General features: G+C 63.3%; 19 protein-coding genes and 1 pseudogene. 15 read left to right on the plus strand and 5 right to left on the minus strand.

The window, feature by feature from the left end:
- The first annotated feature begins 126 nt into the window (after positions 1 to 126).
- The 10 genes from NCS28_RS15185 to NCS28_RS15230 are packed head-to-tail and all read left to right on the plus strand — an operon-like array spanning position 127 to position 9,400.
- Positions 127 to 657: a flavin reductase family protein gene (locus NCS28_RS15185; RefSeq protein WP_250514583.1), complete on the plus strand. Its 531-nt coding sequence runs from the start codon at positions 127 to 129 to the stop codon at positions 655 to 657.
- 32 nt (positions 658 to 689) lie between these two features.
- On the plus strand, positions 690 to 2,171 hold the full coding sequence (locus tag NCS28_RS15190; RefSeq protein WP_250514584.1) for a 4-hydroxyphenylacetate 3-hydroxylase family protein: 1,482 nt from the start codon (positions 690 to 692) through the stop codon (positions 2,169 to 2,171).
- A 43-nt stretch (positions 2,172 to 2,214) separates the two neighbouring features.
- Positions 2,215 to 2,601, plus strand: coding sequence for a cupin (locus tag NCS28_RS15195; RefSeq protein ID WP_250514585.1), 387 nt, complete (start codon positions 2,215 to 2,217; stop codon positions 2,599 to 2,601).
- A gap of 2 nt (positions 2,602 to 2,603) precedes the next feature.
- Positions 2,604 to 3,947: an amidase gene (locus tag NCS28_RS15200; protein WP_250514586.1), complete on the plus strand. Its 1,344-nt coding sequence runs from the start codon at positions 2,604 to 2,606 to the stop codon at positions 3,945 to 3,947.
- Positions 3,948 to 3,982: 35 nt separating this feature from the next.
- Entirely contained in the window at positions 3,983 to 5,209 is a 1,227-nt protein-coding gene (locus tag NCS28_RS15205) for an ABC transporter substrate-binding protein (protein ID WP_250514587.1), read from the plus strand.
- Positions 5,210 to 5,221: 12 nt separating this feature from the next.
- Entirely contained in the window at positions 5,222 to 5,911 is a 690-nt protein-coding gene (locus NCS28_RS15210) for a DUF2848 domain-containing protein (protein WP_250514588.1), read from the plus strand.
- Positions 5,912 to 5,959: 48 nt separating this feature from the next.
- On the plus strand, positions 5,960 to 6,730 hold the full coding sequence (locus NCS28_RS15215; protein WP_250514589.1) for an ABC transporter ATP-binding protein: 771 nt from the start codon (positions 5,960 to 5,962) through the stop codon (positions 6,728 to 6,730).
- Entirely contained in the window at positions 6,711 to 7,475 is a 765-nt protein-coding gene (locus NCS28_RS15220; RefSeq protein ID WP_250514590.1) for an ABC transporter ATP-binding protein, read from the plus strand. The genes NCS28_RS15215 and NCS28_RS15220 overlap by 20 nt, the downstream gene beginning before the upstream one ends.
- A gap of 15 nt (positions 7,476 to 7,490) precedes the next feature.
- Positions 7,491 to 8,375 (plus strand): branched-chain amino acid ABC transporter permease, encoded by an 885-nt coding sequence (locus NCS28_RS15225; protein ID WP_250514591.1) that lies wholly within the window; start codon positions 7,491 to 7,493, stop codon positions 8,373 to 8,375.
- Positions 8,376 to 8,383: 8 nt separating this feature from the next.
- Positions 8,384 to 9,400, plus strand: a complete 1,017-nt coding sequence (locus NCS28_RS15230; RefSeq protein ID WP_250514592.1) for a branched-chain amino acid ABC transporter permease — start codon at positions 8,384 to 8,386, stop codon at positions 9,398 to 9,400.
- Between the two features lie 222 nt (positions 9,401 to 9,622).
- Here the strand turns inward: NCS28_RS15230 and NCS28_RS15235 are convergent, their stop codons facing one another.
- The 4 genes from NCS28_RS15235 to NCS28_RS15250 form a co-directional block, all read right to left on the minus strand.
- Positions 9,623 to 10,816, minus strand: coding sequence for a porin (locus NCS28_RS15235; RefSeq protein ID WP_250514593.1), 1,194 nt, complete (start codon positions 10,814 to 10,816; stop codon positions 9,623 to 9,625).
- Positions 10,813 to 12,141 (minus strand): MFS transporter, encoded by a 1,329-nt coding sequence (locus NCS28_RS15240; protein ID WP_250514594.1) that lies wholly within the window; start codon positions 12,139 to 12,141, stop codon positions 10,813 to 10,815. The genes NCS28_RS15235 and NCS28_RS15240 overlap by 4 nt, the downstream gene beginning before the upstream one ends.
- A 128-nt stretch (positions 12,142 to 12,269) precedes the next feature.
- On the minus strand, positions 12,270 to 12,644 hold the full coding sequence (locus tag NCS28_RS15245) for a nuclear transport factor 2 family protein (RefSeq protein ID WP_284504872.1): 375 nt from the start codon (positions 12,642 to 12,644) through the stop codon (positions 12,270 to 12,272).
- Between the two features lie 22 nt (positions 12,645 to 12,666).
- Positions 12,667 to 14,079 carry an amidase family protein gene (locus NCS28_RS15250; protein ID WP_250514596.1) on the minus strand — a complete coding sequence of 471 codons (1,413 nt, stop codon included), beginning with the start codon at positions 14,077 to 14,079 and terminating at the stop codon, positions 12,667 to 12,669.
- 196 nt (positions 14,080 to 14,275) lie between these two features.
- Between NCS28_RS15250 and NCS28_RS15255 the strand changes: the two genes are divergently transcribed.
- The 5 genes from NCS28_RS15255 to NCS28_RS15275 all read left to right on the plus strand — a co-directional run bounded on the left by NCS28_RS15255 (position 14,276) and on the right by NCS28_RS15275 (position 23,699).
- Positions 14,276 to 15,223: a LysR substrate-binding domain-containing protein gene (locus NCS28_RS15255; protein WP_250514597.1), complete on the plus strand. Its 948-nt coding sequence runs from the start codon at positions 14,276 to 14,278 to the stop codon at positions 15,221 to 15,223.
- A gap of 865 nt (positions 15,224 to 16,088) precedes the next feature.
- Complete coding sequence (locus NCS28_RS15260) at positions 16,089 to 16,757, plus strand: IS5 family transposase (RefSeq protein WP_250514598.1); 669 nt, start codon at positions 16,089 to 16,091, stop codon at positions 16,755 to 16,757.
- A gap of 954 nt (positions 16,758 to 17,711) precedes the next feature.
- Positions 17,712 to 18,305, plus strand: coding sequence for a hypothetical protein (locus NCS28_RS15265; RefSeq protein WP_250514599.1), 594 nt, complete (start codon positions 17,712 to 17,714; stop codon positions 18,303 to 18,305).
- Positions 18,306 to 18,612: 307 nt separating this feature from the next.
- Positions 18,613 to 19,674 carry an IS630 family transposase gene (locus NCS28_RS15270; RefSeq protein ID WP_502801195.1) on the plus strand — a complete coding sequence of 354 codons (1,062 nt, stop codon included), beginning with the start codon at positions 18,613 to 18,615 and terminating at the stop codon, positions 19,672 to 19,674.
- 101 nt (positions 19,675 to 19,775) lie between these two features.
- Positions 19,776 to 23,699 carry an autotransporter outer membrane beta-barrel domain-containing protein gene (locus NCS28_RS15275; protein ID WP_250514601.1) on the plus strand — a complete coding sequence of 1,308 codons (3,924 nt, stop codon included), beginning with the start codon at positions 19,776 to 19,778 and terminating at the stop codon, positions 23,697 to 23,699.
- 353 nt (positions 23,700 to 24,052) lie between these two features.
- On the opposite strand, the pseudogene NCS28_RS15280 reads toward NCS28_RS15275, so the two are convergent.
- Positions 24,053 to 24,328, minus strand: a pseudogene (locus NCS28_RS15280) (transposase); the annotation flags it as partial.
- Between the last annotated feature and the right edge of the window lie 71 nt (positions 24,329 to 24,399).

Raw genomic sequence — 24,399 nt, forward strand, 5'->3', positions numbered from 1 at the left:
CGGGTAAACGATAGCTTGAACGGCGCGTTTTGTTGTCATGTAATAAAAGCTATGTACCAAAGCTAAGCAAACATGCTTTGTGTGTTCGGAAGAAGGCGTCGCCAGGGCGGCGCGAAGGAGCGCGAGATGAAAGACAGCATCGTACGGTCGGACGGCAATCCGGAAACGCAACGTCAGTTCCGGTCCGCGTTGTCCATGTTTGCGACGGGTGTCGCGGTCATCACGGCGCCGAGGCGCGAGGGGCTGCCGATCGGCATGACCGTGGCTTCGTTCAATTCGGTGTCGCTCGATCCGCCGCTGATCCTGTTCTCGGTGGACCGGCGCAGCCTGAGCCTCGCCGATCTGTGCGAGGCCGGCAGCTACGCGGTCAACGTGCTCGAAGAGTCGCAGCAGGACATGTCGAACCGTTTCGCCAGAGCCAACGGCGACAAGTGGGGATGGCGCGACGCCGCGGCGCACGCATGCGACGAGCCGGTCCTGCTCCCCGACACGCTCGCGACCTTCGAATGCGAACCGTATGCGCAATACGACGGCGGCGATCACGTGATCTTCGTCGGCCGCGTGACGCGTCATCGGACGCGCTCGCAAGGACGTCCGCTCATTTTCTTCGGCGGCCGCTATCACACGCTCAACGGCGTTCACGCAGCGTCGGCCTGACACGGCGGACGAACTCATTTCTGGAGAATCTCATGATCAAGAACGGCACTCAACACATTGCGTCGCTGCGCGACGGACGTCAGGTCTATCTCGACGGCAAGGCGGTCGGCGACGTCACCACGCATCCCGCGTTCCGCAACTCGATTCGCAGCTACGCGAATCTGTATGACTATCAGGCGCGTCCCGAGAACGTCGAGAGGATGACCTTCGTGTCGCCGGATTCGGGCGATCGCGTGAGCCGCATCTGGGAACTGCCGGCATCTTACGAGCAACTGGTCGAGCGGCGCCACGCACTCGAAGCCTGGACGGAATTGCATTTCGGCTTCATGGGCCGCTCGCCGGATCACGTGGCCTCGTGCATCTCGGGCATGGTCATGGGCATCGACCTGTTCGAGCAGTACGACCCGGCGCGCGCCGGCGCGCTGCGCGACTACTACCGGTATGCGCGCGACAACGATCTTTTCCTGACCTATGTGATCGTCAATCCGCAGGCCAATCAGTCGAAGTCGGCGCACGAGCAGGAGGACAAGTATCTCGCGGTGGGCATCGTCGATCAGGACGCGGAAGGCATCACCGTGCGCGGCGCGAAGATGTTGGCGACGAGCGGCATCATGGCCAACGAAGTCTTCTGCAGTTGCATTCAGCCACTGCGCGAAGGCGACGAGATGTATGCGCTGTCGTTCGCGATTCCCATGAACGCGAAGGGCATGAAGGTGATGTCGCGCAAATCGTACGAGGCGAACGCGCAATCGGTGTTCGACAACCCGCTGTCGAGCCGCTATGACGAGAACGACGCGGTGCTCTATTTCGACGATGTCAAGGTCCCTTGGGACCGGATCTTCGTCGCGGGCGATGTGTCGATGTGCGCGAAGCAATTCCACGCGACGCCGGCGCACGTCTATCAGAACTATCAGTGTCAGGTGCGCCTGATGACGAAGCTGCGCTTTCTCGTCGGCCTCGGGCTGCGGATTTCGGAAGTCAACGGCACCAACGCGTTTCCGCAAGTGCGCGAGACGCTGGGCCAGCTAGCATCGGAAGCGTCGATGGTCGAGGCCTATGTGTACGGCATGGAGGCGAAGGGCAGCGTGGTCAACGGCTACTACGTGCCCGACCGCAACATGCTCTATAGCTCGCAGGTGCTCACGCAGCAGCTCTATTCGAAGATTCTCACGACGCTGCGCGAGCTCGCGGGTGGCGGAATGATCATGCTGCCGTCCAGCGTGCACGACTTCGAGAACCCGGACCTCGCACGCATCATCGAAAAGACGCAGAAGTCGCCGGTGTGCAGCGCGGAGGAGCGCGTCAAGTTCTTCAAGCTCGCATGGGACGCGGTCGGCTCGGAGTTCGCTTCGCGTCACAACCAGTACGAGCTGTTCTATGCGGGCGCGTCGTTCGTGACCAAGGGTCACGCGTATCGAAGCTATGACTGGCGTCGCGCCACCGGTCTTGTCGACAACATGCTGTCCAGCTATTCGCTCGACGCCGAACTGGCGAAGACGCGCCAGGCCGCCTGACATCGATTCGTCTCACTTACCGATTTCCCCACAGGAGAATCACATGGCTATCAACAAGATTCACGACGAGTTCCACGGACTCGACATGGCGCAGGGCTGGCAGTTGCCCGAAGGCTATGCGCCCGGCTCCGGCGCGCAGGAACTGATCCTGTCGGGCGCGCTCGATACCGAGCACAAGCGCGGCAGCCGCACGCGCTTGCTGCGCCTGCCGGCGGGCATGTACACGACGAAGCCCTTCGTCCACGACTACTGGGAGGAGGTGTTCCTCGTCGAAGGCGATCTCACCGTCGGAAATGACGAGAAAGGAGAGGGCGGCAAGCCCTTCGAAGGCTATACGTACGCGGTGCGTCCGCCGGGCGCGTGGCACGGCCCGTTCAAGTCGAACGGCGGCTGCGTGCTTCTCGAAGTGCATTACTACGACCCGGCCTGATCATGCTGCCCGCTCTGGATACATTGCGTGCCCGGCTTGCCGATGGCCGTCTCGATGCAACCTCGCTTCTCGCGTCGTGCGTCGAGCGGATCGGCGATCACGCGGGCGAAGGCCGGCGGGTCTTTCCGCACGGCGTGAGCGCGGCGGCCAAGGCGCAGGCCGCGGCGAGCGACGCCTTGCGCGGCCACGGCGTCGCCGGCCCGCTCTCGGGCATACCGGTGTCTGTGAAGGATCTCTTCGACGTGCAAGGCGAGGTGACGCGCGCAGGCAGCCGGATTCCTTTCGAACGCGCCGCCGCGCGTGACGCCGTCGCGATCGGCCGCTTGCGCGCGGCGGGCGCGGTGCTCGTCGGCCGCACCAACATGACGGAGTTCGCGTACTCGGGACTCGGCATCAACCCGCACTACGGCACGCCGGCGAATCCCTTCGACAGGGACGCGGCGCGTATTCCGGGCGGCTCGTCGTCGGGCGCGGCGGTCTCGGTGACCGATGGCATGGCCGCCGCCGCCATCGGCTCGGACACCGGCGGCTCGTGCCGCATTCCGGCCGCGCTATGCGGGCTCGCGGGTTTCAAGCCGACGGCCGCGCGCATCCCGCTGGAAGGGGCGTTGCCCTTGTCGTCGAGCTATGACTCGATCGGCTCGATCGCGCCGGGCGTCGCGTGCTGCGCCGCGCTCGATTCGATCATGTCCGGCGACATCAATGCCGCGGCGATCGTGCCGCAGCCGTTGAACGGCGTGCGCCTCGTGGTGCCCGCGAGCATCGTGCTCGACGGCATGGATGCGGATGTCGCCCGCGCATTCGAACGGGCCATCGCGCGGCTGACGGCAGCGGGCGCGATCGTGCGTGAAGTCTCGTTCGATAGCTGGCGGGAGCTGGCTACGCTCGGCCAGCATGGCGGCCTTGTCGCGGCGGAAGCGTGGGCGTGGCACGTCGGACTCATCAAGCGTCATGCCGACGAATACGACCCGCGTGTGCTCGCGCGCATCCGGCTCGGCAGCGGGCACAGCACCGCGGAGTATCTGCGCAATCGTGCGCTGCGCGCGCAGCTTTGCCTTCGCGCGGACGAGGAGTTGCGGCCCTTCGACGCCATCGTGTGCCCGACCGTGCCGGTCATTGCGCCGCGCATCGCGGACCTCGACGAAGAGGCTGCGTACACGTCGGTGAATCGCCTGCTGCTGCGCAATCCGTCGATCGCCAACATGCTCGACCTGTGCGCGTTGTCGACGCCATGTCACGCGCCCGGCGACGCGCCCGTGGGCCTCATGTTGATGGGCCGTCACCTGAGCGATCGCCGGTTGCTGGCCATCGGCGCCGGTGTCGAGGCAGTCGTGCGGCCGCATTGACGCCAGCGCTTTCCCATTACATCAAGGAGACTTCCATGTTCAGGCAACTCGCATGCACGGCGATGTCCGCCGCCGTCGCGATGACGGCCCATGCCGCCGGCATCAGCGACGGCGTCGTGAAGATCGGCGTGCTCACCGACATGTCGTCGATCTTTTCCGACATCGGCGGGAAAGGCTCGGTCGTCGCGGCGCAGATGGCCGTCGACGATTTCGGCGGCAAGGTGCTCGGCGCACCGATCAAGGTGATCAGCGCCGATCATCAGAACAAGACTGATGTGGCCGCGACCGTCGCGCGCGAATGGTTCGACAACCAGCAGGTGGACATGGTGGAGGACCTGCTGCCCTCGTCGGTTGCGCTTGCCGTGTCGAACGTCGCGAAGGAGAAGCATCGCATTGCGATTGCCAGCGGCGCAGGCACGACCAAGCTCAGCAACGAAGCGTGCTCGCCGTACACGATCCAGTACTCGTACGACACCTACGCGCTGACGACGAGCCTCGTCAAGGCGATGGCGCGCGCCGGCGACAACTCGTGGTACTTCCTCACTGTCGACTATGCGTTGGGCGCATCGCTCAAGAACGATTCGGCGACGGCGCTCGAGGCGGCGGGCGGCAAGGTGCTCGGTGAATCGAAGCATCCGATGCACGCGGCGGACCTGTCGTCGAATCTGCTGCAGGCGCAGGCGTCGCACGCGAAGGTGATCGGCCTTGCGAACGCGGGCGCGGACACCGTCAACGCGATCAAGACCGCGCGCGAGTTCGGCATCAATGCGCCGGGCAAGCAGAAGATCGCCGGCTTGCAGATGTTCATCAGCGACGTGCATAGCCTCGGCCTCAAATCGGCGCAAGGCATGATGCTGACGACGCCGTTCTACTGGGACCGCGACGACGCGAGCCGCGCGTGGTCGCAGCGCTTTTACGCGAAGACCGGCCGCATGCCGACCTTCATTCAGGCGGGCGTGTACTCATCCACGATGCATTACCTGAAGGCCGTGCAGGCGAGCGGCACCGATGCCTCCGACGCCGTGCTGGCGCAAATGCGCAAGACGCCCGTCAACGACTTCTTTGCGACCAACGGCGTGATCCGCGCCGACGGCCTGATGGTGCACGACATGTATATCGCCGAAGTCAAGAGCCCGGAGCAGTCGAAGAAGCCCTGGGATTACTACACGATCAAGCAGACCATTCCCGCGCGGGACGCATACGCGCCGCTCGCGGCGAGCCGTTGCCCGCTGGTCGGCGGCAAAGTCGCCGCATCGAAATAAACGGAGCCACTGATGAAAGCCATCACATTTAATATCGAAGCACGCGACGGGACCACGGCGCGCGCCATTTCCATCGACACGCTCGTGATCGCGGGCTGGACCGGACGCGACACCGAGGCGATGGAAAAGCATATCCGCGAGCTTGAAGCACTGGGCATCAGACGGCCGGCCTATACGCCGGTGTTTTATCGCGTCGCGGCCGATCGCCTCGGCCCCGCGGCCACGATGCAGGTCACGGGCGAGGAGAGCAGCGGCGAGGCGGAATTCGTGCTGGTGAAGGACGGCGGCGAGGTGTATGTCGGCGTGGCGTCGGATCATACGGACCGGCAGGTCGAGACTTACGGCATCACCGTATCGAAGCAGATGTGTGACAAGCCTTGCGCGAATACGCTGTGGCGCCTGAGCGAGGTGGCCGGTCACTGGGACGAGTTGCTGCTGCGCTCGTACGCGACGATCGACGGCGAGCGCGTGCTCTATCAGGAAGGCAAGGTGACCGCGATGCGTTCACCCGACGATTTGCTGAACGAGTTCGCGCGACGCGGCGGCGATTTCGTGGATGGAACCGCGATGCTGTGCGGCACGCTCGCGGCCATCGGCGGCATTCGTCCCGCGCAGCGCTTCGAAACGGTGCTTGAAGACCCGGTCCTCGAGCGTACGCTGCGTCACGCGTACGAGATCGAGACGCTGCCGGTGGTCGGTTAAATACACGTCGGAATCCTAACGATATAAAACCTGGCCAGGAGAGCCGCGATGACGCAGGCAGACATGATTCTGGAGACAAAAGGCTTGACCCGGCAGTTCAATGGCTTCACGGCGGTCAACGGCATCGATCTGCGCGTGCGCCGTGGAACCATACACGCGCTGATCGGACCGAACGGCGCGGGCAAGACGACGTGCTTCAACCTGTTGACGAAGTTCCTGACGCCCACTTCGGGGCAGATTTTCTTCGACGGCCGTGAAGTCACCCGCGCCGCGCCCGCCGCCATCGCGCGTCGCGGCGTGATTCGTTCCTTCCAGATTTCGGCGGTGTTTCCGCATCTCACGCCCGTGGAGAACGTGACGATTGCGTTGCAGCGGCCGCTTGGCGTGTCGTATTGCTTCTGGAAAAGCAGCGCCATGGTGAAGCGCCTGCGTGAGCGCGCGCTCGAATTACTCGGCGAGGTCGGCCTCGCCGCCTACGCCGACGTGACAACGATCGCGCTGTCATACGGGCATAAGCGCGCGCTGGAAATCGCGACGACGCTCGCCATGGACCCGGTGCTGATGCTGCTCGACGAGCCGACGCAGGGCATGGGACATGAGGATGTCGAGCGCGTGACGGCGCTCATCGCAAAGGTCTCCGCCGGCCGGACGATCCTGATGGTCGAGCACAACATGAAGATGGTGTCGAGCATTGCCGACACCATCACCGTGCTCCAGCGCGGAGCGATTCTGGCCGAAGGCGATTACGCGGCAGTCTCCGCGAACCCGCAGGTAAAGGAAGCGTACATGGGGACCGAGAATGAATCGCTTGCACATTGAGCCGCGCCATCATGCCGGCGAGGGCGACCTCGCATGCGAAGACGCGCTGCGCGTGACGGGCCTCGAAGCGTGGTACGGCGAATCGCACATCCTGCATGGCGTGGACCTGCACGCCGCGCGAGGCGAAGTGGTCACGCTGCTCGGCCGAAACGGCTCGGGGCGCAGCACCACGCTCAAGGCGATCATGGGCCTGACCGATACCCGCGGCGGCTCGGTCCGCATCGAGGGCACGGAGACCATCGGCATGCAGCCGCAGAGCGTGGCGCGGCTCGGCGTCGGCTATTGCCCTGAGGAGCGCGGCATCTTCGCGGGGCTTTCGTGCGAGGAGAACCTGTTGCTGCCGCCGCGCTTGCCGAACGCCAAGGGCACGCCCATGCCGCTCGACGAAATCTACGCGATATTCCCGAACCTCGCCGAGCGCCGCGCGAGTCAGGGCACGCGGCTGTCGGGCGGCGAGCAGCAGATGCTCGCGATCGCGCGGATTCTACGCACTGGCGCGAACATTCTCCTGCTCGATGAAATCTCGGAGGGGCTCGCGCCGGTCATCGTTCAGATGCTGGCGCGCGTCATCACGATGCTCAAGTCGCGCGGCTTCACCATTCTGCTCGTCGAGCAGAATTTCCGCTTCGCCGCGCCGCTCGCCGACCGCTTCTACGTGATGGAGCACGGACGCATCGCCGATGCTTTCGAGTCGGCTCGTCTTCCCGCGAAAGCCGCCACGCTGCAGGCGCTGCTCAACATCTGACCGGAGCACATCGTCATGGAAATCTTCGGAATTCCGCTGCCCGCGGTATCGGGCCAGCTCGTGCTCGGGCTGATGAACGGCTGCTTCTATGCCGTGCTGAGCCTCGGCCTGTCGCTCATCTTCGGCCTCTTGAACGTGATCAATTTCACGCACGGCGCGTTCTTCATGCTCGGCGCGCTGTTCGCGTGGATGGGCACGAATTACTTCGGCCTCGATTACTGGCTGATGCTCGTGATCGCACCGCTGGCGGTCGGCTTCGTCGGCGTGCTGGTCGAGCGTTCGATGCTGCGCCGCCTCTACAAGCTCGATCATCTGTATGGCCTTCTGCTCACGCTCGGCATCACGCTGATCCTCGAAGGGCTTTCGCGCTCCGCTTATGGCGTCTCCGGAATGTCGTACGCCGCGCCCGACGGCCTGACGCGCGCCGTCGATCTCGGTTTCATGATGCTGCCCGCGTATCGCGCGTGGGTCGTCGGCGCGTCGCTTGCGGTGTGCGCGGGGGCATGGTGGGCCATCGAGCGCACCCGACTCGGCGCGCTGCTGCGCGCGGCTACCGAGAACCCGCGCCTGGTCGCCGCATTCGGTGTCGACGTGCCGCGCATGGTCTCGCTGAGCTACGGCTTCGGGGTGGCGATCGCCGCGTTCGCGGGCGTGCTCGCCGCGCCCGTCATGCAGGTGTCGCCGCTGATGGGGCAGAGCATGATCATCACCGTGTTCGCGATCGTCGTGATCGGCGGGATGGGTTCGATCGCGGGCTCGGTGCTGACGAGCCTCGCGCTCGGCGTGCTCGAAAGCCTGACGAAGCTCTTCCATCCGGAGGCTTCCGCCACGGTCGTGTTCGCCGTCATGGCGCTGGTTCTGCTCGTGCGTCCCGCCGGGCTGTTCGGTCAATCGAAGTGAGGTGTCTCATGCATAACCGCTTTGCATTCTTCGTCGTCCTGGCCGTGCTCGCCGCCGCGCCGTGGCTCGGCGCCTATCCGGTCTTTCTGATGAAGCTGATGTGCTTCGCGCTGTTCGCCACGTCGCTGAACCTGCTGCTCGGCTATGTCGGTCTGCTGTCGTTCGGTCATGCGGTGTTCTTCGGGGTCGCCGCCTACGTCGCGGGCAGCGCCTTGCGCGATCACGGCCTGCCGCCCGAAGTCGCATTGCTGCTCGGCGCGGGCGCCGGCGCGACGCTCGGCTTCGTGATGGGACTGCTCGCGATCCGGCGCAAAGGCATCTACTTCGCGATGGTGACGCTCGCGCTCGCGCAGATGATCTATTTCTTCTGCGTGCAGGCGCCGTTCACCGGTGGCGAGGACGGCATGCAGGGCGTGCCGCGCGGACGGCTTTTCGGCATGCTCGCGCTCGACCACGACCTCACGCTCTATTACGTCGTGCTGGCCATTGTCGCGATGGTGTTCGCGTTCATCGGCCGTGTGATCGATTCGCCGTTCGGGCGGATTCTGGGCGCGCTGAAGGAGAACGAGGCGCGCACGGTGTCGCTCGGTTACGACGTGGACCGCTTCAAGCTGCTGGCCTTCGTCATATCGGCCGCCTGCGCGGGCCTGGCGGGCGCGCTGAAGACACTCGTGCTCGGCTTCGCCACGCTGTCCGACGTGCACTGGACGATGTCGGGCGCCGTCATTCTGATGACCTTGCTGGGCGGTCTCGGTACACGTTTCGGGCCGGCGCTCGGCGCGGTGATCGTCGTCGGTCTGGAGACGAAGCTCGCCGCGTTCGGCACCTGGCTCGCGGATGTGACGCATATCGCGTGGTTCCAGGGACTGGGCGAATCCGTCAGCATCATCACCGGGATCATGTTCGTCGCATGCGTGCTGCTGTTCCGGCGCGGCATCGTCGGTGAAGCGGCGCAGTGGCTCGCGCATCGCGAGCGCACGCAAAGCCGCGTGTCGCGGCGTCTGATGCAGCACGACGGAGCGTAGCTCCGAAGCGCGGGTCCGCTGTTCGATTCAGGCCATTTTCGGCGATCTTCGCGCACGCGATGTTCGGGATGGATCGTCCGCAGTGGGCGATTGCTCCCGGCTTTTCCTGTGCCTCTCTTCCGGTATCTTGAAGCGTCGAGGCTTGTAGCAGAGCATCTTGCGCGAGGGCGCGTGCGCAAGGCCCCGCACGCGCCCATTCGATAACAGCGACGCTTCAGCCGCTCAGAAGCGATGGTTCAAACCGACCAGCAGCCCGAGCTGATTTCCGGTCGAAGACGGCGACGCAGCGAAGGAGTCGCCGATCGACGCGGTTGCGTCCACGACTTTCCCGCCCGACAGCGTCTGTCCGCGCGCGTGCTGATAGCCTTCCACCGCGTACAGCCCGGTCCGCTTGGAGAGGCTGTAGTACTGCGAGAGCACGACTTGCTGATACGCGGCCTCGCTCGAAATGCCGTTCGCCTGCGTGGCGCGCGTGTAGCTGTAGCCCGCCGCCAGATCCCACGATGGCGTGGGCTTATAGTGCAGAACCGTGCCCGCCGTATTGAAGATCGCGGTGTCGCGAAACGCCGATTGCAAGCCAGGAATGTATTGCACGTTCGAGTACGACACGGAGACGTCCCACGCCGGGGAGAACCGGTAGCCTGCCGTCACCGCGACGCGCTGCTGCGCCTGCGCGGTAATGTACCCGTAGTTGATCGCCGAGACCGCCGCCTGCGCGCCCCCATTGGACACCGCCGAGTTCTCGCCCCACGCGCCGCCGCCGGGGGTGGCATTGTTCACCCGCTGGAAGGCCGCCGCGATGCCCGCCGGACCATTCACGTATTGCACGCCCGCGCTCCATGCGGAACCGGCGTTCATGCTGCCCGGCACACCGCCGAATGCGTATGATCCGCCGAAGGTGAAGCCGTGGATTGCCGGCGACATGTACACGAGCGAATTGTTCGCGCGATAGCTGAGGTCGAGCGAATCGATATCGCCCGGGTGAGCGCCGGCGCCCGTCAGCCAGAGCGCCGGGCTATACGGGGACAGCAACGTGAAATAGGCCGTGTACTGACGCCCGGCCGTCAGCGTGCCGTAACGCTCGTTGGCGAGACCGACCCACGCCTGCCGCGTGAACAGGCCACCCGCGAACTGCGAGCTCCCGTTGGCGATGTTGAATCCCGATTCGAGCTGAAAGATGGCGCTCGTGCCGGCGCCGACATCCTCGTTGCCTTTCAGCCCGAAGCGATTGAGCGCCCATCCTCCAGGCGACAGTTTCAGCGACGAGTGGCCCTTGGCAGCAGAACCCACGGTCGTGCCGTTGTTCTGATACATCAGGCCGCTGTCGACGATTCCGTAAAGCGTCACGCTGCTTTGCGCGCAGGCGGCCGTTGCGCTCAGGCTCGCGACAACTACAGGGGTGACATACTTCTTCATTGACTCTCCTTCGCAACGTTGTTTTTATGGGTGTCGCCGGTATGGCGCGAAAGCGGTTGGTTGAACCGGACATTCCGGCCGACGTCGTCCTCCCGCGCGTCGGCCGGCAGAAGCAGGGCTGCTACCAAGGTGCAGCCGGTGATGGCTGCGAACATCGCCGCGAGCGGGGCCCAATGCGCGCCGAACGTCTGCGCGAGCCACAGCCCGACGAGCGGCGTCGTGCCGCCGAAAACCGCGCCGCAAATCTGGTAGCTGAGCGAGATGCCGGTGTAGCGCACGTCGACCGGAAAAATCTTCGGCAGGCACGGCGCCAGCACGGCGTAATAGGCGCTCATGAAAACGGCGGCGACGAGGATGGCGATGGCGATGTTGCCGACCTCGCGCGTGAGGATCAGCATCATCATGGGCGCCGCCCACAGCAGGGTCAGCGCGGACACCGCGGCGATGAAGCGGCGCTCTCCGATCCGGTGCGCGAGCAGCGAACCGATCGGGAACACGATCAGCTCGACGAAGCCGAAGGTGTTGATGATCCGCAGAACGTCGGCTTTCGGGACGTGCAGGTAGGCGGTCGTGTAGGTGAGCATCAGCGTCGTGATGAAGTAGAACCCCGCGACGCCGATCATCGACAGTCCGATACCGAGCACGAGCCGTCCCTTGAAGCGCCGGACGATGGTCTTCAAGGGCGCGGTCTGCGCCGTCTTTCCGGCCGCTGCCGCCTTCTGCCGATAGGCCTCCAGTTCAGGGCTCTCGTTGACGCCGCGACGGATCACGAACGCGATCAGCACGAGCAGCGCACTGACGAGGAACGGCACCCGCCATCCCCAACTGCGGAAATCGGCTTCGGGCAGCCGCGACATCAACTGGAACATGGTCGTCGCGAGGATCAGGCCGATCGGGCTGCCGTATTGAGGCGCGGCTGCGAGAAAGGTGCGCCAGCGTGGCGGTGCGTGCTCGGCGGCGATCAGCACCGCTCCGCCCCATTCGCCGCCGACCGCCACTCCCTGAACGAGGCGCAGCAGGACGAGCATGACGGTCGCGAGCACGCCGACCGTGTGATAGGACGGCAAGAGACCGATCAGCGTGCTCGACAAGCCCATCACGAGAAGCGTGACGATGAGGGCTTGCTTGCGCCCGATCCGGTCGCCGAGATGCCCGAACAGCACCGCGCCGAGCGGTCGCGCGACGAAGCCGACCGCGAACGTGGCGAGCGATGCGAGCGTGCCGAGGAACGGCTTGCCCACGGCGAAAAACACATCGCCGAAGACGAGCGCCGCGGCGGTCGCGTAGCAGAAGAAGTCATACCACTCGATGGCGGTGCCGAGCAAAGCGGCGATGGCGGCCCGTATGGGCTGTCGTTTGAGCGTCGTATCGATTTTCGTCTCCCTTGTCGTTGTAGATGGTTCGGTAACCTAATTGAATGATGTGATCGAGAGGGCGGTGCGGTGCGCCATCCCTAGCAGTCGGGCGCGTACAGCTTCGCGGCAATCCGCCATTCATCGCCCGAACGCACGAAGTGGATATGGTCCTGGTAGACAACGGTTCCCAGACGCACGCGCAGGCGAAACATCGCGATATCGCCGGACAACGGGAATGCCGCGATGAGCGCTTCTTCGCGCGGATGACCCTGGCTCATCGGAGACTGGCGAGCGGTGATCACCTCGCGATAGGCAGCGAGCGTCAGCACCTTTTCCGCGCCGTCGACAACCGTGAACAGATGGCAGGCCGGGTGGAAAAGCCGGTCGAATTTCTCCAGATCGCATTCGTAGAGCACGTCGAAGTAGCGCTGCACGGCGGCTGCTAGCGCGGGAGAAAGAAGATCGTTACTCATGGTCGCTCTGAAGGATCGCCATTCAGGCGGGTAAGTCGACAAGGGCGTTCCAGCTGGCGCGTTGCTCGATCGCTTCGCCCGCCGCCAGGCATAGCGGTTCCTGGTAACGACCCGCGACCAGTTGAACGCCGATGGGCACGCCTTCCGTCATGCCGGTGGGCACCGACAAGCCCGGCAGCCCGAGAATGGCCGGAGCGATCAGCGGGGCTTGCGCGTCGAGCAGTTCGCGCATCGCCGCATCGCCGTGCTGGTCCGCATCGATCGGAAACGGACGTTGTAGCGACACGGGCATCAGGAGCAGCGGATGGCGCTCGAGGAACGCGAGCCATGCGCGCAGCAGCGTCGAGCGGCGCGACAAGGCATCCACATAGCCGAGCAGGTCCAGTTCCGGCGCGTTGCGGTAGAAACTGGCGAACGCACGTTTGATGCTCTCGCCGCCGAATTCCTGGACGGTAGGCAGCATGCCCGCGCGCGACTCGGTCATGGACAGCGCGAGCCACAGGTCGGCCGCGTCACGCACGGGCGGCGGCGCGGTTTCTTCCACCACGTATCCGGCGTCTTCGAGCCAGCGCGCCGCTTGCCGCACCGCCGTCGTGACGGCCGGGTCGACGCGGTAGCCGGGCAGCTCCGCGCAAACGGCGACCTTCGTGCCGAGGGCGGGCGTGTCGAAATTCAGGGGGGCGGGCGTCCACCAGACGTCCCGCACGTCGGGTGCGGACAGCGCCTTCAGGGCGAGCCGCAGATCGGCGACATGGCGCGCGATCGGCCCCTGGACGGAGGCAAGCTGAATCGAACCGAGCGGCCGCTCTTTGGGCAGCGATGGGTTGAACGCGGGCACCCGGCCCAGGCTCGGCCGAAGTCCGGTCACGCCGCATGCGTACGCCGGATAACGGATCGATCCGCCTTGATCGTTGGCATGCGCGATCGGCCCCATGCCCACGGCGACGGCCGCCGCCGCACCCCCGCTCGAACCGCCGGGCGTGCGCGAGGGATCGTACGGATTGAGCGTGCGGCCGTGCAGGGCGTTGTCCGTGAACCAGCGGTACGCGAACTCGGCGGTGTTCGTGCGGCCGATGATGATGGCGCCGGCTTTGCGCAGATTGGCCACCGGCGGGCTGTCGCTTTGCGCGATGGCATCGCGATACGCGCGCACGCCGTTAGTGGTCGCGCAGCCCGCCTGGTCGACGTTGATCTTGGTGGTCACCGGCACGCCGTGCAGCGGCCCGATGCGCTCGCCCCGCGCGAGCGCCGCGTCGGCTTCCAGTGCGGCGGCCATCGCGCTGGCGGCCAGCACTTCGGCCACGGCGTTGATGCGAGGATTCACTGTTCGCGTACGCAAGAGGCAGCTTTCGGCGGCCTCCACGCTCGAGATTTCCCGCGTCGCGATCAAACGCGCGAGCTCGACGGCGCTCAGACGCCACAACTCGGTGCTCATGAAGATGTCCTGTAATGACTGAGGATGTGAGTGCGGCTGGCGTCCCGCGAGGGCATTCCTACGCGGTTTCGCTGCCTGCTCCGACTTGAATCAGGACGCAGCGTATCCAGCTAAAATGGAAACCAAAAGACGTTAAATTCTTTTCGGAGACGACTTTCGGTTGTCGGTCGTCCGACCCGGAAGCGGCGGAGCGTGCATGAAGGATCATCAATTGAAGGCGTGGCTGGGCCTGGTCGAAACAGGCAGCATCCGCAGCGCGGCGCGTCATCTGGGACTCAGCCAGGCGGCCGTCACGAAGGCGATTCGCGAACTCGAAGCGGACCTCGACGCACCGCTGATCGTGCGCGGCTCGCGAGGCGTAACGCTGACCGAATGCGGCCACCAGCTCACGTTGCGAGCGCGCCTCTCGCAGGTTCAGCTCGAACTGGCGCGGCAGGACATCAACCAGATTCTTGGCGGAAAGCGCGGGCACGTCGCCGCCGCGGTGACGCCCATGGTCTTTCTCGGCGTGCTGCCGGATGTGATCAAGCGTTTCCGCAAGCGCATGCCGCTCGCGGAACTGAGGCTCGATGAAGGGATGATGCCGCTGGTGATTCCCGCGTTGCGAGACGGGACCATCGATTTCGCGGTTGCCGCGCCTACCGTCGCGGAGATCGGCGACGAATTCGAGTTCGAGTCCTTGCAGACGCTCGAAACGATGGTCGTGTGCCGGCGGGGGCACCCGCTCGCGGAAGCGACGGAATGGAAGCAGCTCGTCGACTGCGAATGGATCATGTATTTGTCGCCCGGCAGTCAGCACAGCGGCTTGCTCGATTACATCCGGAAATCGCGTCTTGCCATGCCCGCACAGATCATCCGCACCAATACATTCGGCGTGTGCTGGAACCTCATGACACGTAGCGATGCGCTGCTCGCTTGCCCGGCTGGCATGCTGGACGTGAAGCCGTATTCGGAGCAGGTCAGCCGCATTCCATTGCGAATGAACTTGCCGACCCTTGAGCTCGGGGTACTGAAGTTGCGCGGCATGCCGCTTTCGTTGGCAGCCGAAACGCTCGCCGAGCAGTTCAGGCTTGAGATTGGGGCCACCGCCAACAAGGTAATCGTTCCGTCCCGCGCAAGACGGCTGAGAGCACGAGAGGCATGATCGACGCGCGCAACGCGTCGCGGCGACTAAAGCCCCGGCCCGATTTCTCCGTCTGCTCCGCGCTTGCGCTGCCGTCCCAGTGTCATCGCGAGCGCGAAGTCGGCGAGTCTTCCGAAAGACGCATGGAAATGACGCACCAGACTCCAGCGCTCCTGAACGAACACTCCGCCGCCACGGCGGAGAGCGATTCGCGAGCTGGCCACCCGGCCCGGTTGCTCGGCGGCAGCCCGCTTCCGTCACGTCTCGCGTCTAGGCCCTATGGGTCCGGGAAGTGCTCGGTCCACTTAGTTTTGCCTGTTCTCTATCTCCATCTACCAAGTCCGAAAACAGTTGACTTTCAAGTTAACTTGAAGGCTATGCTTGCCAGAGCGTCAAGGCGGGCGGCACATAATCGGAGTGGCGAAAGCCTTCCCGCGACTGGTCCCACGGCGATCGCGCGAATGCTCAAAGGTGCAGCATCAAAGTAGGGCATTCGACTACTGTCTTTGAGCAGTTCAGCTGGCGATTATTCGTTGACTCAGATAATCAGCGTATTTTATAGAACGCGGGATGCGTTCATTTTCACGAAGGGCACTCTCAAACGCCTGACGACTTCTTCCGGCGGCGCCATTCTTGACTATCTGAATCCACGGAAGATCATCTTTCAATGGCGCAGCCCCTCCGGATGTCAAACCTATTGACCGTTTGTCTTAACTTCCCTCTTTACTGGATTTTTACCAAGGTTGAGCAATGCAAACGATTTTGGGAGCGAATGGCCAGATCGCTATGGAACTGGCGCGCGAACTTCGAAGCAACTAGGGTCTGTTTACATTTGAAGAAATGTGTTTACATCTCATCTTTTATGTAAGCGATCAAGATGAGTCGAATGTTGCCGACCGATGAGATATGGGAACTTCTGGAGTGCATTGTTCCGGGCAAGCCTGGTGATGTGGGCCGGCATGGCGCAGACAATCGGTTGTTCGTCGAGGCCGTGCTGTGGATCGCGCGCACGGGCAGTCCGTGGCGTGATTTGCCCAAGGAGTTCGCTCGATGGCATACGGCATACATCCGCTTCCCGGTGGCGGCGCAAAGGCGTCTGGGACCTCGTGGCTCTTGTGCTGGCACAAGCGGGCGAACTCGAACATGTGCTGATCGACTGGACCGTCATCCGAGCACACCAGCATTCGGCCGGAGCGCGGAAAAAAACGGACCCCAAGCGCTCGGGCGATCGCGCGGAGGACTGAGCACCAAGATTCATCTGGCTGTGGATTCGCGTGGTCGCGCGCTGCGATTGATTCTTACCGAAGGACAGGTGGCCGATATTGCGTGCGCGCAAGATCTGGTCGACGGACTGCGCTGCAAGGCGGTCATCGCCGACAAGGGCTATGACTCGGACGCCTTTGTCAAAGGCATTCGCGCAAGTCGAGCCAAGGCCGTCATTCCGCCACGCTCGAACCGCAAGATTCAACGTCGTTATGACCGTACGTTGTACCGTCAGCGCAATCTGGTCGAACGCTTTCACGCGCACTCGTTTGATCCGTCGACTCCGCCCTGAACTCCATCTACCGGTGTGCTCGCGCAGCAGCGATATCGCATCGTGATATCTATCTACGTAGATATCGGGAGTGTTCTGCTTGATCCGTTGGACCACGGCGTGGTGCTCGTCCTGGTCCGTCACAAACTCGGCAACTCCATAGCGCAACGCGATATCGTTCAACGGAGGGATTCCCCAAGAATCTTCGCCCGTCCCGTCGGGATGCAACGCGACGCTGTGAAAATATCCGCGTTCGCCCATTCGCGTTCCTTCCCACCCAGGCAATACCCGAACCGCTAGAAGTGCAGTGGGCTGCGAACCACCACGTTCGCGTAGCGCTTCCGCAAATACCGCGCATGATCCGTAGCTGAAGCGCGCCGCCTGATGCGCCGGCAAATAGAGACGACCTCTCGCCGGAATGCCCGCGAGATAATTTGCAGCAGCTCAAACCAAAGCGCTGGTCGAGAAGGCGGCCGCGTTGATAGATCGCAGAGGCAAAGCCGCGTTTGTCCAAATTAAATGGTTGCTTTCAAGCCATGAACGCGCAATAACGTTAGCAGACGACTTTATCACCTTGAAGTGCGGGGCGCTCGCCGATGGCGAAGAAAGCCGACGCGTTAGCGCTTAGCGCTTTCAGGCCGTCGCGCCGTGAAGCGGCGAGGATTGATCCATACGGCTTACTGAGCCAGCAATCGGCCAGCACAGCATCGCGCTTTAATGCGGATATTCGAACATTGACCTCTAGACGTTGAGAAAAGCAGCAATCGTGCCCTGCCGGCACGACGCGCCGATAAACTGTTCTCCGTCTGAAAATGCACGGTAAAAATCTCTGAAGAAGTAAGGTTACAAAAAAACGTCAGCTTGTCTTACTAATCTTCCCCCGGGTATCCTAGACTGTAATCGCTTTGGTTCAGAGGGCTGCATCTCCCGCTTGCCCCTGAGCTCTCGTGCCATCTGATCACGAGGGAAGTCGACATGCAGCCCGGTGCCCTACACGGTCGCATCGTTTTACAGTGTGCGGCTTTATGCTTACTGGCTTGTCCTGCGTTCGCCGCTGAGACTTCGTCCGGCAGCGAGTTCGACACTGCGCCGCGCGGCGGTTACATGGCAAGTCAATGCAAGGACGCGGCGCGATGCCCGCTGTTCGACGAGGTGTATGCGACGACACCACCGTTTCGTCATGCGCTCTCGTTGAGTCTTCGCCATGGCGGGGAGGTCGTCCCCGAATGGGTCAAAGACAAGCTTCCCGGCGGCAGCGCGCGCAGTGAAACGCCGCCGTATGCTACGGCATCGGCAATGCTGCCGCTACGGATCGACGACCGCTCTTACCTGCTTGGTCGAATGAGCGATCCGGAAATGCCTTCCCATCAGATCGTCGCCTTGTATGACACCCAGCGCGGGCTGGCCACCGTCTACCACGTCAGGCAGGATGGGCAACGCCTGCTGCTCGGTGATACGACCGAGATCCTGCGCAAGGTGATGACCGACTATCTCAACGCAGGCTCCGCGTTCGCCAGGTCTGTGGCGCATCCGGATGTGCCCTTGCCAATTTCGGTCAAGACTCGATGACCGCGCGCAAAACCAGCCGCTATCCGCAGATCCCCGGGTGCCGTACCCGATGCCGTCGTTCGGCCTTATTCTTACACGCACGTGCATCCGCATCGTGCACCCGCAGATCTTTATTTCGATGGGAATGCTAACGATATGCCGGTGTCGAAACTGCGGTTGCACAGACAAGCGGCCCGGGACCAGTCGCGGCGCCTGTGGTCACGACCGCTACCACGGGCGATCGCACAGTGGGTACGACCGCAAGTATCGACGCGAGCGGACTGATCAGTGCAGTGCGTCATTGATTTGGCGCCTGTATATGGTTTTGATACGGGTCATGGGCAAAATGAATCTGACCGAGACCGAACGCGAGCAACTGCTGTCGGCGGCGCGTAGCCGAACGGTGCGTGCGGCGGACGTACGACGCGCGAAGTTGATCCTGATGTTCGAGGACGGCGAACCGCGCGACAGCATCATATGCACTCTTGGTTGCGACTCGCGTTTCATCGCGCGCTGGTCGGGGCGCTTTCTTAGCGAGCGGCTTTCCGGCATGTACGCCCGCCATCCCGGGCGCGCGCCCAAGCAGCCGCCAGCTAGACTTGAGGCGCGGGTGCTCAAATCCACTCTCAAGCACAAACCCGCCGACAGCTCGACACATTGGAGTAGCTACAAGCTCGCGACAGAGCTGGGCGACGTGTCGGTCTCGGCCGTGCAGCGCATCTGGCGCAAGCACGGCATCAAGCCGCAACAGCTCGAGCGGCACATGGTCTCCAACGATCCGGGCTTTGAGGCAAAAGCAGCCGATGTGATCGGGCTGTATCCGAACCCGCCGGCACATGCAGCGGTGTTCTCTGTTGACGAGAAGACAGCGATCCAGGCACTCGACCGCAAGGACCGGATGTTGCCGCTGTCGCCAGGGCGCGCCGAGAGTCACGGCTTCGAGTACAAGCGCAACGGCACGCTCAGCCTGTTTGCGGCGTTCAATACCGCCACTGGCGAAGTGCTTGGCAAGACGGCGCCGCGCCACACTAGCGAACAGTTCGTGGCCTTTCTGATCGATGTCGTCGCCAGTCAGCCCAAACGCAGGGAAACCCACGTCATCTGTGACAACGTCAATAGCCACAAGACCCCGCGGGTCGCCGAATTCCTCAACGCGCATCGCAATGTACGTCTGCACTTCACACCGACCTACTCGTCGTGGCTTAACCAAGTGGAAAATTGGTTCTCGCGCGTCCAGCGTGAAATGATCACCAGTGGCATCTTCACGTCGGTAAAAGCCCTGGATCGCAAACTCATGCACTACATCCGTGAGCACAACAAAAATCCGAAGCCCATTAAATGGAAGTATGACGATCCGTCGCGGCGCATTCGGCCGGTGCCAAATCAATGACGCAGTCGACTAGCGGCAACATCATGGCGATGTCCTGACGCGTGTTCTACCGACGCAGTCTCTCTTCGTCCTGCACAGACAGGGCTGACATGGGAGGGGTGATGAAAGACCTGAGTGCATGGAGGCTGGTGGTGCCGCCGCCGGAGCGGTCTCTGATACTGCTGCCACGTGCCGGTTGCTTCGGGCTGGTTGCAGCGATGACGGTGTCTGTGCACGCCCAGCAGATCGTCTGCCCCCCTTCCTGTTCGCCGCCGCCAAACAGTAGTTATGCGGCGACCGCCGTAGCGCCTGTTGCAGTGGCCGTGAGTGGAAGTCCGCTTGCCGGCAGTCAGATTGGTATCTCGCTGCTGGCGGCGGGAACTACTGGCGTGTTCGAACAGAGCAATGCCACGGTCACGCTGACCGGTGCAACGATCACCGCAAACCTTTCCGGCGCAGCGGCGAACAACCTTTACGGCATCCGGGCATCGAGCGCCAGTCTTGTTGCTGGCAACGCGAGGATCTCGTTGCGCGGCACCGGTATCCAGGCCCACGATCTGGTGGGCGTCGCAGCGGAGTCGAATGCGCAGATCGAATTCACCGATTCGACAGTGCAGACCGACGGGACGACCAGCTTCGCCACTAGCAAGAGTTACGGCCTGCTAGCGCGTGGCGCGGGAAATCAGATTCTCTTTCATGGAGGGACGGTCACCACGCTCACCTCGCGCGGGTCGCACGCGGTCTATGCAGTCGGCGGCGGCCACGTGCTGCTGGACCGGGGGACTGTCGTCCACACTACGGGCGCGCAGATCGTCTCTCCCGTGACAGGTAGTCACGGGCTGCTGGCGAGCGGCGCCGGTAGTCTGATCGAGGGAGACGGCATTGCGGTTAGTGCGAGCGGGAATGCATCGGCGGCCGCGCAGGCCGAGCAGGGCGGATCGCTGTCCCTGACCAGTACGTCGCTGGTGTCGACGGGCGCGGATGTCGGAGGCGCGTCGGCGGGATTGCGTGTGTTGTCGGGGGCATCCGCTAGCGTGTCCGGGAGCGGCAGTTCCATGAGCACTTCAGGCCGCTCGGCCCCGGCCGTGGCGGTCGACGGAGCCGGATCGCACGTTCAGATTGCGGATGCCACGTTAAGCACGACGGGGCTGCGCGCCTATGGTCTAGCTGCGACGAACGGCGGTCTGGCCGACCTCGCGGGCTCGGACATCAGTATCACTCCGCCCGCACCGACCTCTGCCGCAGTCAATAACGCGTTCGGACTTTATGCTGCTGGTGCCAACTCACGTATCAATGCGCACGACGTCGCCATCACGATGGGAGCGGATAACCGCGGACATGGCGTGCAGGCGCTCGACGGCGGGACCGTCACCTTGGACCAGGACACCACCATTCTCACGCAGGGACAAAGTTCGGTGGGACTGTGGGCCCGCAACGGATCGATCACCGCAGATGGAGTTGCGGTAACGACGACGGGCGCCGGTGGATCGATCGGCATGCTGGCCGATCAAGCCAATGGTGTGCTGACGGCATTGGGAGGGAGCGTCGAAACGAAGGGCAGCGAAACGGCGGGGCCGGAGCGCGCTCACGGCTTGGCTGCAAGGCTGGGCGGCACGCTGTCCGCGACGGATACCTCTGTCCACACGCGCGGCACGAACGCCATGGGCGTGCTTGCCGACGATGGCGGCACGGTGCGGCTCGCCAACAACGCGATTACCACCGACAACACGGGTGCGATTGGGCTTTATTCGATCGTCGAGCCGACCGGACCGGCTGCGAACGCGACGATCACCGGTTCTGGCGTCAGCGTCAACACGAGCGGTGATTTCGCACATGGGGCAGCCGCCCGGCAAAAGTTTTTGCCGGAAATGTCGCGGATTACGATCAGTGGCTCGTCTGTCGTCACGCGCGGAAACTCTGCTGTGGGACTGCTTGCAATCGAGGGGGCCGCTGTGCGGGCTGACAGCGGTTCAACCATCACGACGTCCGGCGCGGACTCTCAGGGGTTAATGGCGGTCGCGCAACCTAGTGCGGTCACCGTCGACACGACGGTCGTCAAGACGTCGGGCAGCGCCGCGCACGGCGCGGTCGCCGCGGAAGGAGGATCGGTCACGGTCAATGCGGCGCGTCTCGAAGCGACGGGTCCGCAGGCCATGGCACTCTACGCGACCAGTTCGGTCTCGGCACCGTCGGCAGCGCAGGTTACCGGCGGCACGTTGCTAAGTCAGAGCGGACCTGTCATTGGAGCGTCCGGTCTCGCGAACATCTCTCTGACCAGGTCAGTTGTGGGAGCGGCAGGATCGACGCGTGACTGGCTGCGCGTCGGTGCTTCCTCGGACTTTCCGCCGCTGCTGCCACTCACATTGCCCGAGGTGGACGCGCAGCCGGCCGCCGATTCCCCGCTCGAACCCGCGAGCAGTTTGAGCGCTGTGCTGACGCAAAGGGCGGCACTCCCGGCTGCGACGTCGTCGACAGCGGCATTGAATATCTCTGGCTCAACGATGACGGGTTCGGCCACGACACTGCCAGGCAGCATCTCCATGGTGACAATGCAGAGCGGCAGTCTGTGGAATCTCACGGGTAACTCGAATCTGACCCAACTCACCAGTAGCGGCAGTGAGATCGCGTTCTCGGAGCCCGCGGGCAATGCGTTCAAGACCCTCACCGTTGTCAATTACGCAGGTCAACCGGGCAGCCTGATCGGCCTCAATACCTATCTCGGGGGCGACGGCTCTCCATCGGACAAGGTGGTGATTGATGGCGGCACGGCGAGCGGACAGAGCGGGCTTCGCATCCGGAACACGCTCGCACCGAACAACATCGGTCCCGGCGCGCTAACAACGGCGAATGGCATTCTGGTGGTGGACGCGATCGGCGGAGCGAGCACCGCGCCGACGGCCTTCACGCTGAACGGCCGCGTGACGGCAGGCGCCTATGAATATCGGCTGTTCCGCGGCAGCGTGGACGCGTCCAATCCGCAAGCATGGTACCTCCGGTCGGCCCAGCCGCCCGAGCCACCTACGCCTGTGCCACCTACGCCACCGAATCCGCCCACGCCGACACCTCCTGTTCCGCCCAAGCCACTGTTCAGACCCGAGGTGGCTGCGTACCTGGCCAACAGGAGAATCATCGGAGACTTCCTGGTGCACAGCCTGCATGACCGCCTGGGCGAGCCCCAATGGACGGACCAGCAGACATTCGATAACGACGACGCCCAGCGCAATTCGCTATGGCTGCGATTCGTCGGCAAGGACTTTGCGTCACGCAGCGAGGATGGCAATTTCGACGCAAACAGCCAGGCCTGGCTGCTTCAGGGCGGTGGGGATGTCGCCATCTGGTCAGTCTTCCGGGGCGACGACCGGCTTCATCTTGGCGGCATGTTCGGCTACGGTTGGGGCGATAGTACCGGCCACGCCACCGGCAACCCTTACTCGGCGGATAGCGACACCCACGGTGTGAACGTAGGGGTCTACGCAACGTGGTTCCAGAACGACGAGCGGCGTTTGGGTTGGTACGGGGATTTCTGGGCGCAGTATGGCTGGTACAGCAACTCCGTTAACGGACAGCTGTTGCCTTCGGTCAGCTACAACACGCAGGCCATGGCCGTGTCGGCGGAGGGCGGGTACGCATGGTATCCCTGGATCCAGCGCAACTTCGCCATCGAGCCTCAGGCCCAGGTCATTTATGCCCACGGGACGGGCAGCGACGTAGAGGAGCCGGGGGGCACGCGCGTGGACACGTCGGGCGCGAGCGGCTGGATTACCCGGCTTGGAGTCCGTTTTCATGGCACCTTCGATCACGCGTCGGGCAAACGGTCTCAGCCTTATCTCACGCTAAACTGGTGGCACGACTCGGTGAGCAACGGCGTCGCCTTCAACCAGTACGGGGTGTCCAATCTGTATCCAAGCAACAGGTACGAGGTGAAGCTCGGTCTTAACCTGCTCGGTCGCGCCGGCTGGACAGGTTGGGGAAACGTCGGGTGGCAGGTTGGAAGTCAGTCTTTCCACGCTTTCATAGGGCGGGTCGGGATCAAACGTACTTGGTAGCGAGGGGCGCGCAGTTTGGCCGGCGAAACGGGGATCGGCAATTGGGCTGGAGTCAAGCGTTCCCACCGTTACGGCAGAGTGGAGTTGAGAGGTCCGCGTCGACGCTCAATTTTGTTCACGGTCAGAGCGTCAGGCCGTCGTGACACGACGAGTGACGGTTGTCCGGGGATTACCGGACGTGCTGTACGAGCAATGGTAACCGGCTGCTTCGGGTCGAGGCTGTGCGAAAACAAGTGAGGTATCTCGGCGAGGCAGACGGACGGACCTGGTCAATCGACGAGCGGTCGGATAGGTGTGGTCGCCAAAGAAAAAATTCCGCCTCGCTTTCGATCAAGGCGACTCGCCGCTTGCTTTCATATCTTCATCGCTTCGATCAACGACGGCGCGCCTAGAATACTGATTGCTCGCTTCAGGTTGTACGCTAAGACGTGAAGGCTCATCTCGGTTCGCACGCGCGGGAGGGTCCTCATCAAGAAGTGCGCGGATCCCGTCCAGAATTTGAGCGTACCGAATGGGTGTTCGACCGTCTGTCGTCGCAGTCTTGCAGTATTTGGATTCTTATCAAGGCGACGCTGCATGTCCTCAAGTACCTTCTCATGTTCCCATCTCGCTATCCTTCGATACGCGCTCTGAGGAGCAATCGTCAAGAGTGGTGTACGCGGCTCGGACGGCGTGATCAAGCGGCCAGCGATTGAGGAGC

The organism is Caballeronia sp. INDeC2 (genome assembly GCF_023631325.1).
In the GTDB taxonomy this organism is placed as follows: Bacteria; Pseudomonadota; Gammaproteobacteria; order Burkholderiales; family Burkholderiaceae; genus Caballeronia.